9 protein-coding genes are annotated in these 12,016 nt (G+C 62.4%); 4 read left to right on the top strand and 5 right to left on the bottom strand.

Translation table 11 applies throughout. The annotated features are described in order from the left end of the window. Positions 1-41: 41 nt before the first annotated feature. Positions 42-4,838, bottom strand: a complete 4,797-nt coding sequence (locus NKI16_RS26455) for an NAD-glutamate dehydrogenase (RefSeq protein ID WP_352782347.1) — start codon at positions 4,836-4,838, stop codon at positions 42-44. Positions 4,839-4,968: 130 nt separating this feature from the next. Here NKI16_RS26455 and NKI16_RS26450 point away from each other — a divergent pair, with 130 nt between their 5' ends. Next, positions 4,969-5,532 (top strand): peroxidase-related enzyme, encoded by a 564-nt coding sequence (locus NKI16_RS26450; protein WP_352681815.1) that lies wholly within the window; start codon positions 4,969-4,971, stop codon positions 5,530-5,532. Between the two features lie 137 nt (positions 5,533-5,669). Then, positions 5,670-5,993 carry a YciI family protein gene (locus tag NKI16_RS26445; protein WP_023678126.1) on the top strand — a complete coding sequence of 108 codons (324 nt, stop codon included), beginning with the start codon at positions 5,670-5,672 and terminating at the stop codon, positions 5,991-5,993. Positions 5,994-6,002: 9 nt separating this feature from the next. On the opposite strand, the gene NKI16_RS26440 is transcribed toward NKI16_RS26445, so the two are convergent. Beyond that, positions 6,003-6,617 carry a LysE family translocator gene (locus tag NKI16_RS26440; RefSeq protein ID WP_352458079.1) on the bottom strand — a complete coding sequence of 205 codons (615 nt, stop codon included), beginning with the start codon at positions 6,615-6,617 and terminating at the stop codon, positions 6,003-6,005. Positions 6,618-7,010: 393 nt separating this feature from the next. On the opposite strand from NKI16_RS26440, the gene NKI16_RS26435 reads away from it, so the two are divergent. After that, on the top strand, positions 7,011-7,637 hold the full coding sequence (locus NKI16_RS26435) for a DUF1062 domain-containing protein (protein ID WP_352474673.1): 627 nt from the start codon (positions 7,011-7,013) through the stop codon (positions 7,635-7,637). Between the two features lie 46 nt (positions 7,638-7,683). On the opposite strand, the gene NKI16_RS26430 is transcribed toward NKI16_RS26435, so the two are convergent. Together NKI16_RS26430 and typA are read right to left on the bottom strand one after the other, a co-directional pair. Next, positions 7,684-7,893, bottom strand: coding sequence for a hypothetical protein (locus NKI16_RS26430; RefSeq protein WP_352474675.1), 210 nt, complete (start codon positions 7,891-7,893; stop codon positions 7,684-7,686). A 16-nt stretch (positions 7,894-7,909) separates the two neighbouring features. Beyond that, positions 7,910-9,739, bottom strand: coding sequence for a translational GTPase TypA (gene typA, locus NKI16_RS26425; protein ID WP_023678130.1), 1,830 nt, complete (start codon positions 9,737-9,739; stop codon positions 7,910-7,912). 198 nt (positions 9,740-9,937) lie between these two features. Here typA and NKI16_RS26420 point away from each other — a divergent pair, with 198 nt between their 5' ends. Next, on the top strand, positions 9,938-10,219 hold the full coding sequence (locus tag NKI16_RS26420; RefSeq protein WP_352451242.1) for a hypothetical protein: 282 nt from the start codon (positions 9,938-9,940) through the stop codon (positions 10,217-10,219). A 46-nt stretch (positions 10,220-10,265) separates the two neighbouring features. Here NKI16_RS26420 and NKI16_RS26415 read toward each other — a convergent pair whose 3' ends face one another. Beyond that, positions 10,266-11,840, bottom strand: a complete 1,575-nt coding sequence (locus NKI16_RS26415; RefSeq protein WP_352594381.1) for an alkaline phosphatase D family protein — start codon at positions 11,838-11,840, stop codon at positions 10,266-10,268. Positions 11,841-12,016: the final 176 nt, after the last annotated feature.

Here is a 12,016-nt window from a genome sequence, read left to right as displayed (position 1 = left end):
CGCAGTTCTTCCCGGCAATCCCGCGCGATATGGAAGACGTCTCACAGCTGCGTCAGATCACTCATCAGGCCGGATGCCACCGACAGCCGCGACACGGTGATGTCGCCGCCCTCGGTCAGCGCCTGCAACCGCTCGCGGATGCGTCCGACCCGTTCGCCGCCGGCCTCCAACCATGCCGACACCGGATCCGCCGCCTCGGCATGACTGGTGAGTGCCGCCACGGCGATGCCGCGCCTGGCCGCGCCGATCGTGTCGGTGGCGCGGGAAAGCGCCAGTTGATCGTAATAATCCGAGGGCGTGATCGAGCGTGCCGCATCTTCGACGCGCGGTATGCGGAAGACATCACTGACTGCAAAAAACGCCTTGGCGGCAGCGACGATGCCGGCATTTGCCGTCCGCGCCGTCAGCGCTATGTCGGGGATGAGTTCCGCCACATCGGTCAACGCCAGTTGCTCGGCAAGGCTCTCGGGCGCGCCGCCCTTCGACAGGCTGTGCCGCCGCTCCTCGATCCGCTCGCGCGAGAAGGCCGGCAGCAGCGAAACGAGCTTCGGCTCAAGCGCCTTGCGCGCATCCTGCAACTCGGCAATCCGCTGCCCGAGCAGTGCAGTGCCGGCATCGTTCTTCAGGTACCAGCCGCTCGTCACATAGATCAGCCGGCTGACCGCCTGATAGAGGTCGAGCTGGATCTGTCCGTCGATCTGGTTGTCGAGCGCGTCGATCTGGCGATAGAGCGCCGGCAGTGCAAAGCCATCCCGCACCACGGCGAAGGTGCGCACGACATCGGCGGCACTGCGCCCGGTCGCTTCCTGCAGCCTGTTGACGAAGGACGGGCCGCCGCGATTGACCAGATCATTGGCGACGACACGGGCGATGATCTCGCGGCGCAGGCGATGGCCGTGGATTTCCGCCGCATATTTCTTTGCCATGCCGTCGGGAAAGTAACCCATCAGGTCGCGGTCGAAATGCGGATCGTCCGGCACGTCGCTGGCGACGATATCGGAAAACAGCACGATCTTGGCATAGGCAAGCAGCACGCCGAGCTCGGCCCGGGTGAGCGGCTCGCCGCGCGCTTCGCGCTCGGCAACAGCCGCCGGCGACGGCAGCGTCTCGACGGCACGGTCGAGCAGCCCGCGCGCCTCGAGCGCCTCCATGAAGCGGCTCTGATGGGCAATGTCGGCAAGGCCGCGCTTGCGAGCAAGGGACAGCGCCAGCGTCTGCTGGTAATTGTTGGACAGCACCAGGGCGCTGACCTCGTCGGTCATCTCGGCCAGCAATTTGTTGCGCGACGGCCGCGTCAGCGATCCCTTTCGCATGGCGGAAGCCAGCGCGATCTTGATGTTGACCTCGACGTCTGAGCAGTTCACGCCGCCCGAATTGTCGATCGCATCTGAGTTGCAGCGGCCGCCATTCAATCCGAATTCGATGCGCGCCCGCTGCGTGACGCCGAGATTGGCGCCTTCACCGATGACCTTGGCACGCAGGTCGAGCGCGGTGATGCGGATCGCGTCATTGGCACGGTCGCCGACGTCCTGGTTGGTCTCGCCCGATGCCCTGACATAGGTGCCGATGCCGCCGAACCACAAAAGATCTGCCGGCGCCTTGAGGATGGCACTCATGATCTCGACCGGCGTGGCCGTTGTCTTGCCGAGGCCGATAGCTGCAGCCGCGGCGGCCGGCAAGGTGATCGACTTCTGGCTGCGCGAGACGATGATGCCGCCTTCGGACAGCTTCGTCTTGTCGTAATCCTGCCAGCTTGAGCGGGCGAGAGCGAACATACGCCGGCGCTCGGCCATCGAAGCCGCCATGTCGGGATCGGGATCGATGAAGATGTCGCGATGATCGAAGGCGGCGATCAGCCGGGTCTGCTCCGACAGCAGCATGCCGTTGCCGAACACGTCACCTGACATGTCGCCAACGCCGATGGCGGTGAACGGCGTGGTTTGGATGTCGCGGTTCATCTCGCGGAAATGCCGCTTGACCGCTTCCCAGGCGCCCTTGGCGGTGATGCCCATCTTCTTGTGGTCGTAGCCGGCCGAACCGCCGCTGGCGAAAGCGTCGTCGAGCCAGAAGCCGTGCCTTTCGCTGATGGCGTTGGCAATGTCCGAGAAGGTCGCCGTGCCCTTGTCCGCGGCGACGACGAAATACGGATCATCCTGATCGCGCCGCACGACGCCGGCTGGCGGGATGACGCCGTCCAGCCCGATATTGTCGGTGATCGACAACAGGCTGGAAACGTAATTCTTGTAGGCGGCCGTGCCGGCCTCGAAAATTGCGTCGCGCCCGGCGCTCATCGGCAGCTTTTTCGGGTAGAAGCCGCCCTTGGCGCCAACCGGCACGATCACCGCATTCTTGACCTGCTGTGCCTTGACCAGGCCGAGCACCTCGGTGCGATAGTCCTGCGCACGGTCCGACCAGCGCAGGCCGCCGCGCGCGACCGGGCCGAAGCGCAGATGCACACCCTCGACCTCGGAGCCGTAGACGAAGATCTCCCGCCATGGCCGCGGCGCCGGCAGCCCGTCGACCGATTGCGAATCGAGCTTGATCGCCAGCGATTGGCCTTTCCGTTTCGTATCGGCAACGAAATGATTGGTGCGCAGCGAGGCTTCGATCAGATTCAGATAACGGCGGATGATGGTGTCGTCGTCAATGTTGGGAACGTCTTCCAGCGCATCCGTGATCTTGGCTTTCAGATGTTTGGCCTGAACGACGCCTTCCGTCTCGGCCGTCGGGCTGAGGCGGGCGACAAACAGCGCATGCAGGCCGCGGGCGATCTCGGGATAACGGTTGAGTGCGGCGGCGATGAAATCCTGGCTCTGCGGGATGCCGGCCTGCTGCAGATAGCGGCCATAGGCGCGCAGGACGGTGATCTCGCCCGACCACAGGCCGGCGGTCTGGGCAAGGCCGTTATAGCCGTCATTGTCGACATCGCCGCGCCAGACGGAAAGGAACGCATCCTCGAACAGCGCGCCGCCATTGCCGAGGTCGATCGGCCTGCCGTAGCTGTTCTCGAGTTCCATGTCGTGGATGAAGACCATGCCGGATTGAATGTCGCCGACCTCGAAAGTGCGCTCGCTGATGACGCGGAAACCGATGTTTTCCAGCACGGGCACGCGCCGCGACAGCGCCACCGGGCTGCCATGGTGATAGATCTTCAGCGCCGCCTGATGCGGCTTCTGGACGGTGTGACGGTAATAGTCGATGGCGATCGGATTTGACGCATCGAGCTTGGCGATGCGCCCGGCATCGGCCAGCGCCACGGCCGGCGGAAAACTGTCGCGATAACTTTCCGAAAAACGCGAGGCGATGGCCGTGAGTCTCGCATCGGCGCCGGTCTCTGTCGCGGTCCCGCGCAGTGCATCGTCCCACGTCCGTACGATGTCGCGGATCGCCGCCTCGATCGTCGCCTGCTCGACCTTCGGCGTCTTGCCGCCGGAGCGGCCGATGATGAAATGGACGCGCGCCAGCCCGCCTTCCGGGAAGGCCGGATAATAGGCCGACAGCCGGCCTTCGAAGACGGTCTTCAGATAGGTGCCGATCTTCTCGCGCACGACGCTGTCGTAGCGGTCGCGCGGCACGAAGACGAGCACGGAGACGAAGCGGTCGAACTGGTCGACACGCACCAATGCCCTGACGCGCGGTCGCTCGATCAAGCCCAGTATGGCTTCGGCATGCTTGCGCAGGATCGGCACCGGAACCTGGAACAGCTCGTCGCGCGGATAGCTCTCCAGCACGTTGATCAAAGCTTTGCCGGAATGGTCGCTTGGATTGAAGCCGGATTTGGCAATGACGGTTTCCGCCTTCGAGCGCAGGTAGGGGATTTTCATCACCGAGCGCGTATAGGCAGTCGAGGTGAACAGGCCGACGATACGGAGCTCGCCTGAAAGCACGCCTTTGCCGGTGTAGGTCTTGACGCCAATGTAGTCGAGGTAGATGCGGCGGTGCACCGATGACTTGGCGTTGGCCTTGGTGACGATCAGCGGTTCCGGCCCATGCAGGAAGGCACGGATTTCCGGCGTCGTGCTCACCGCTTCGGTGCCGCGCCTGAGCACCAGCACGTCGGGATCGGAAAGGATGCCGAGGCCGGGCTTTTCGGCGCGCTCGAGCATGCCGCTCGTCTCGCCGCCAGTGTAGTTGAATTCGCGCATGCCGAGAAAGGTGAAATTGTCGTCGCGCAGCCATTCGAGGAAGGCGATCGCCTCGGTGACATGGGCCTTGTCGAGCGGCACTGGCGAGTAGCGGAATTCCGAGATCGCCTGGTCGAGGCGGGCAAGCATCGGCTTCCAGTCGGTGACGGCGGCTCGCACCTGGCCGAGCAGCTTCGTCAGGCGTGCGGCCAGGCCTTCGGCCTGCTCGGCCGAAAGGCGGCCGATATGGACATGGATGACGCTCAGTCGGTCATGGCTGTGGTCGCCCTTGGCATAACCGCCATCGCCGAGGATTTCGTCGACGCCGTTCTTGCCGTGCCTGACGACTATGACCGGATGGGTAACCAGCAGCGGCTCGCCGGCGCTTTCTGTAATCTCGCCGAGGACGGAATCGAACAGGAACGGCATGTTGTCGTTGACGACGGTGATCACCGTCATCGGCCGGCCCTGGCGGACGACACCGGAATCGACGTCTATGGCAACGACGCAGTCGTCCTTCTTGTGCCTGGACACTGCGCGGCCGGCGAGTTCGGCAGCGCGTTCGAGATCGATGACGTCGTAGGCGGCGACATCTTCGGCCGGAGCTCGGGCCAGCAGGTAGTCGGCAAGCCTGCCGGGCTTTTCGCCACCCGCGGCTTCACCCCTCGTCACGCCGGCTTTTTTCAACCGGCTCGCTGACTTTACGCTGGCCATGAGTCCCTCCCGTCACATGTTTTTGCGGCTATGCTAACAGATGACGGGTATTTGGCGACAAAGGTTTGACGGCTTGCGACGAAATGTCGGAATTCACCGGCAGCCTGGCGAAAACGAGGAGAAATCCGCCATGACGGAGAAAATTACCGCGCTTGACCTGGCACCGGCGGAGCTGAGCGACGCGACCAAGGCCTATTTCGCCAAGTGCCGGGAGAAGCTCGGCCTCGTTCCCAATGTGCTGCTCGCCTATGCCTTCGACGAGAAGAAGCTGCGCGCTTTCACCGACATGTACAATGATTTGATGCTGGGTGAATCCGGCCTGTCGAAACTCGAGCGCGAGATGATCGCGGTGGCCGTCTCGTCGGTCAACCATTGCTACTATTGCCTGGTCGCGCATGGCGCGGCGGTGCGCCAGCTTTCCGGCGACCCGGCCTTCGGCGAGATGATGGTGATGAATTTTCGCGCCGCCGAGCTGTCGGACAGGCAACGCGCCATGCTCGAATTCGCGGTGAAGCTGACCGGGCAGCCGGCAAAGATCGTCGAAGCGGACCGGGCGGCGCTGCGGCAAGTCGGCTTTTCCGACCGCGACATCTGGGACGTCGCCTCGACCGCGGCGTTCTTCAACATGTCGAACCGGCTTGCATCGGCAATCGACATGCGGCCGAACGATGAATACCATGCGATGGCGCGATAGGGCACCGCCGTTGCGAGCCAACCGCACATTATATTAGCTACTTCGCATTCTCGTTGCTTGTTTGCCGGTTTGGTCCGATGATCGGCATGCGGCATGACCGCATGCCGGTTCGATGCCGCCGATCAAAGGAGGAGAACATGGCGAAATTTCTCTACGTCTATCATGGCTCGGGCAAGATGCCGACCGAGGAGGCCGAACGGAAGGCAGCGATGGATGCCTGGAACGGCTGGTACGGCAAGCTTGGCTCAGCCGTGGTCGACGGTGGCAATCCAGTCGGCATGTCGAAGACCCTGCTGCCCGGCGGCAAGGTCGAGAACAATGGCGGTAGCAATCCGACCGCCGGTTACACCATCATCGAAGCGAAAGACATCGACGATGCCGTCGGCAAAGCCAAGGATTGTCCTATCCTGACGGACCCGGGTTTCAGCGTCGAGATTGCGCCGATAATCGAAATGGGTTGACGCGCCGGCTCAGGACCGCGCCGCGATAGCCGCCGCAGCGCCGGCCATGGTTCCGGCGCTGACGCGGTTGGCGATCTTCATCGCCCGCTTGCTTTTGAGCAGCTTGCGCGCCTGTGATGCGGCGAGCACCCAGGTCAAATCGATAGCGACCAGGACAACGGCCATGGTCGCGGTCAGCTCGACCCAGCCGATCATGCTGACCGAACCGAGGTCGATGATGGTCGGCAGCAGCGCCAGGTAGAACATCATGATCTTCGGGTTGCCGAGCGTCACCGCCATGCCGGCAAAGAACAGCTTGGTGGGCGAATCTTCGCGCGGCAGCGAACCTTCTTTTGCCTCGACCGGCGCGGTCCACATCTTCCAGGCCAGCCAGGCGAGATAGGCGACGCCGACCCACTTCACGACGACAAAGGCAAAATGGAACGTCTGCGCCACCACGGCGAGGCCAAACACCGCCAGGGACAGCCAGATCGCTTCGCCGATCCACATGGCAAGCAGGAACGGAAACACGTCGCGAAACCCTTTCGAGATGACCCGCGCCACAAGAGCGGCGATCGATGGGCCGGGCGAGCCGGCTGCAACAAGCAGGGCGCCGGCAAAAATCAGCAGCGACGTGAAATGCATGACGCGGTCTCGTTTGAAATGTTTGGGTCGTTCAACATAACCCAACTGTTCCGGCGACGGTAGCGTCTACCGAAAGAAGGCTTGTCGGCCAGGCACCTCACGGCTAGAGATGTCGTTCCGAAATCCTTTCCGAGCTTCACTTTGCCTGCGTAACCGCCGGTCTCGTCAACTCCCCCAACACAGAGCAGGGCGTCGCAGCCGCGATGCCTGTTTTCACATCATGTGTTCCTCGGGTGGCGGTTCGAGGCCGGTTTGGCACTGCTGAACCGCTGTCGCGCATAACCACCCGCGACACCTGATTTCCAACTGCCGCAGTCTCTCGCCACGCCGTGCCCGCAAGGGTTCTCGATATCGCCGATCTGACGAACTTCCCGACGGGAAGGGCTTTTCGGCATGCCTTCGATACTGCGTATCCGCTGGGCGATCACACCCAAGACCGCACCTCGACCTCACCTCAACTGCAATCGCTGCGGCGGCCTGAAAGCCTATCGCTGCAGCGGCAAATTCCGGGTCAATGCCAACGGCAAGCGCATTGACGCCTGGTTGATCTACCGCTGCATCGACTGCGACAATTCCTGGAATTTCGGCATTCTGGAGCGCTGCAGCCGCCGCGATATCGAACCGGCAATATTGCAGGCGCTCGAAAGCAATGATCCGGTCCTGGCGCGGCGCCATGCTTTCGATGTTGCCGCATTGCGAAGCAGGATCGGGCGCGTCGAGGAGTTTCCTGAAGCCATCGTTCATAAGCAGGTGCTCGGGGACAGGCCGGGAAATACCAGCGCTCTCGAACTTCAGCTCTGGCTCGAAATGCCGACAACGCTGCGGCTCGATCGGTTGCTGGCCAGCGAACTCGGTGTCTCGCGATCGCGGCTTCAGGTTTGGGAAGAGAAACGATTGCTGGTCATTGGTCCGGACGGGGCCAAAGCCTTGCGCCGGCCGGCGCGGGCGGGAACGGCGATCCGGATCCACCTGTCTGGCGAACCAGACCGGGACGAAATCATTTCGGCTGCAGGTGGATGAGGCGACGGCAAGGGAATCCGTAATCAGAGACAGTTACGGCCAAGGGTCAGTCGCCCTCTTTGGAGGCCGAGCCAATCAAACCCTTGGCCGCATCGAGATCGCTGTCGGCGACTTGCACATGGATCAAGCCAAGCCTGCCCGTGTCGAGAAGATAATTCGCGAGAGCATAAATTCCATACGCGTCGAGCATCGACACGCAAACTTCGGCCTCGGGTCGATTGTCGTATATGACAGCCGTGACGAGTTTACCGCTCATTGCGCGGTATTGCCTTTTACGCCGCGCCGACCACTTTCGCCGACTTCTCAAAACGCTTGCGCTCGTTCGGATCGAGATAGAGCTTGCGCAGGCGGATGGTCTTCGGCGTCACTTCGACCAGCTCGTCGTCCTGGATCCAGGCCAGCGCGCGTTCCAGCGTCATGCGGATCGGCGGTGTCAGCTTCACCGCCTCGTCCTTGCCGGCGGCGCGGATGTTGGTCAGCTTCTTGCCCTTGAGCACGTTGACTTCGAGGTCGTTGTCCCTGGAATGGATGCCGATGATCATGCCCTGATAGACCTTGACGCCGGGGTCGATGACCATCGGGCCGCGGTCTTCCAGGTTCCACATGGCGTACGCCACCGATTCACCCTGTTCATTGGAGATCAGCACGCCGTTGGTACGGCCCGGCAGCTCACCCTTGTAAGGTTCATAGGCATGGAACAGCCGGTTCATCACAGCGGTGCCGCGCGTGTCGGTCAACAGTTCCGACTGGTAGCCGATCAGGCCGCGCGTCGGTGCGTGGAAGACGATGCGCTGGCGATTGCCGCCCGAAGGGCGAAGCTCGACCATCTCGGCCTTGCGCTCCGACATCTTCTGCACGACGACGCCGGCATGCTCCTCGTCGACGTCGATGACGACTTCCTCGACCGGCTCCAGTAATTCGCCGCTGTCGCCCTTCTGCATGACGACGCGCGGCCGCGACACGGCGATCTCAAAACCTTCGCGGCGCATCGTCTCGATCAGCACGGCCAACTGCAATTCGCCGCGGCCGGAGACGAAGAACGAATCCTTGTCCGGCGATTCCTCGATCTTCAGCGCGACATTGCCTTCAGCCTCGCGCAGCAGGCGGTCGCGGATGACGCGGCTGGTCACCTTGTCGCCTTCGGTGCCGGCCAGCGGGGAATCATTGACCAGGAACGACATCGTCACGGTCGGCGGATCGATCGGCTGCGCATGCAGCGGTTCGGTCACCGACGGGTCGCAGAACGTGTCGGCGACGGTGCCCTTCGACAGGCCGGCAATAGCGACGATGTCGCCCGCCTGCGCCTCGTCGATGGGCTGGCGCTCGAGCCCTCGGAAAGCGAGGATCTTCGAGATTCGGCCGGTTTCGACCTGGGTGCCGTCATGGTGCAGCACCTTGACCGCCTGGTTGGATTTCAGCGTGCCGGATTCGATACGGCCGGTGATGATGCGGCCGAGGAACGGATTGGCTTCCAGGATGGTACCGATCATGCGGAACGGGCCGGGATGAACGGTCGGCGCCGGCACGTGCTTGATGACGAGGTCGAACAGCGGCGCCAGAGCCTGGTCCTTCGGACCTTCGGGGTTTTCCGAAACCCAGCCGTCGCGGCCTGAACCATAAAGGATAGGGAAGTCGAGCTGCTCGTCGGTAGCGTCAAGTGCTGCAAAAAGATCGAACACCTCGTTGACCACTTCGACGTGGCGGGCATCTGGCCGGTCGATCTTGTTGATGACGACGATCGGCTTCAGTCCAACCTTGAGTGCCTTGCCGACCACGAATTTGGTCTGCGGCATCGGCCCCTCTGCGGCGTCGACCAGCACGATGGCCGAATCCACCATCGACAGAATGCGCTCGACCTCGCCGCCGAAGTCGGCGTGGCCGGGCGTGTCGACGATGTTGATTCGGGTGTCCTTCCAGTCGACCGAGGTCGCCTTGGCCAGGATGGTGATGCCGCGTTCCTTTTCGAGGTCGTTCGAATCCATGGCGCGCTCGGCGACGCGCTGGTTGTCGCGGAACGAGCCGGACTGTTTCAGAAGCTGGTCGACGAGGGTGGTTTTTCCATGGTCGACGTGCGCGATGATCGCGATATTGCGGATTTTCATGTTTCGGTCTCGGGAGCGTTGCAGGCAGCAGGCCAAAAGGCGCTGCCTCTTTCGGTTGGGCGGCTCATACAGGGTTTTTCGCAATTGCGAAAGAGGAGGCGAGCCACCAAATAAAGTCACCAAATCTTAAATGTCTTGGTGTGAAGTGGAATTATTAACCAAGGCGGAACCTTTCATGGTCCGGACAGTTCGAATTTCATGATCGAGATAGGCATCAAACTCCGGCCGATTTTGGCATGTACCGCGCTCGCCGTCCTCCTCGCGGCCGGCGCGGCGCAGTCGGCGGCGTCGTTCAAGGAGACGCGGTCTGCTTTGCCGTCCGACAAGCCGTCGGCGGAGCAGCTTTTTGCCGATGCTCCCGATGGCGTCGATCCGGTGGTGACCGGGCCGGTCAGCGCCGCCTTCAAGCAGCGGCAGCAAAATGCCGGATGCGACAGCGCCGTCTGGCCCAACATTCCCGTCGTCTGCTATCCCGATTGATATACGTCCTACCCTCGGGCTGGCCCGAGGGTAGTGGCGCCGTCGCTCACGCCGACCGCACCGGATCGAGCGTGACCTTGTAGAGTTCGCTGTCGTCGCGATCCATCAGCCGCACCGTCAACTGCTCGGTGGCGCCATCGATTTCGACGAGCCCGAAGAACTGCAGGCCGGCCGAAGGCGCCAGGTTTTGACCCTGTTCGGCAGTTGGTGCCTTTATGAACTTCAGCTCCGGGCCGAATGTCATATCGAAACCATTAGGCCCGAACGTGCCGGAATGGATCGGACCCGAAACGAATTCCCAAAACGGATTGAAGTCCTGGAACTGCGCCTTGTCCGGATTGTAGTAATGCGCGGCTGTGTAATGCACGTCTGCGGTGAGCCAGACAGTGTTGCTGATACCCGCATTCTTTATATAGCGAAGAAGGTCGGCAATTTCCAGCTCACGCCCTTTGGCCGGGCCATTGTCGCCATTGCTGACCGCCTCGGCCCCTACCTTCTTGGTGCCGTCGTTCCAGACGACGAGGCCGAGCGGCATGTCGGCGGCGATGATTTTCCAGGTTGCGTTGGAATTCGCCAGTTCACGCTTCAGCCACTTGATCTGCTGTTCACCGAGGATGCGCGATTGCGGCGTCATCGTCTCCTGCATATCCGGACCGTTGGGGCCGCGGTAGGAACGCATGTCGAGGAAGAACACGTCGAGCAGCGGACCATAGGCGATCTTGCGGTAGACGCGGCCCGGCTCCGACGGCTCGTAACGGATCGTCGTCATTTCGTGGAAGGCGCGCGCCGCACGTGCCGCCAGCACATGGATGGATTTTTCAGTGTAGCGATCGTCGGCGCTCAGGTCCTTCGATTCCGACCAGTTGTTCAGCACCTCGTGGTCATCCCACTGATAGAAGGTCGGACAGATGGCGCTGAGCGCCAGCACATGCCTGTCCATCATGTTGTATTTCCACTGCGCCCGGTATTCGTCCAGCGTCTCGGCAACCTTGCGCTTCTCGTCGATCAGCACTTTGTTTTTCCACTTGCCGCCGTTGGGCAGGTCGACCTCGTCCTTCATCGCACCATCGGCATAGATCGTATCGCCCGAATGCAGGAAGAAGTCGGGCGTGTGCTTGGCAATGGTGGCGTAGGTCTTCATGCCGGTCTCGTCGATGCCCCAACCTTGGCCGGCGGTGTCGCCCGACCAGGCAAAGCGAATGTCGCGCTTCGAGGCAGGTGCCGTGCGAAAGCGGCCGACGACCGGCTCGGAAACGGCGTTGATGTCGGCAAGATCGGCCGCGACCATGCGGTAGAAGATGTCCTGGTCGGAGGCGAGATCGGTAAGCAGCCGCTTCACCGTATAATCGCTGGCCGGCGAGGTATCGAGCGGCGCCAGGCGGACGGCATTGGTGAAGCTTTCGGTCGGCGACACCTCGAACATGACGCGTGACGGCCGGTCGGTGCGTGTCCAGACCATGCCGCTGGTGGCGTCGACGTCGCCGGACTGGATGCCATGGGTGAACGCCGGGCGCTGATTGGCGCGCGAGTAATAGGGAAGGGCGAGGCCCGAGGCGCCGACCAGGCCAACGGCGCTGGCCGACGTGACGAAAGCGCGCCGCGTCATCGAAATCTTGTTCATGGCTGTCTCCTGGATGGCATTGAACGTCGCCGCCAAGCTCCAGCTTCAATGTTTCAGGCACATTTCGAAACGATGAAGGTTTCGTAACAGTGAACAGGCTGGCGAATCTCCCTCCTCGAGGGGGAGATGTCGCCGAAGGCGACAGAGGGGGTCGTCTCGCGCGGAGCGCCGGCCTC

This window comes from Mesorhizobium sp. M0698, assembly GCF_040320455.1.
In the GTDB taxonomy this organism is placed as follows: Bacteria; Pseudomonadota; Alphaproteobacteria; order Rhizobiales; family Rhizobiaceae; genus Mesorhizobium.
Note: the sequence above shows the minus strand (reverse complement) of the source record. Positions and strands in the feature narration are given on the sequence as shown.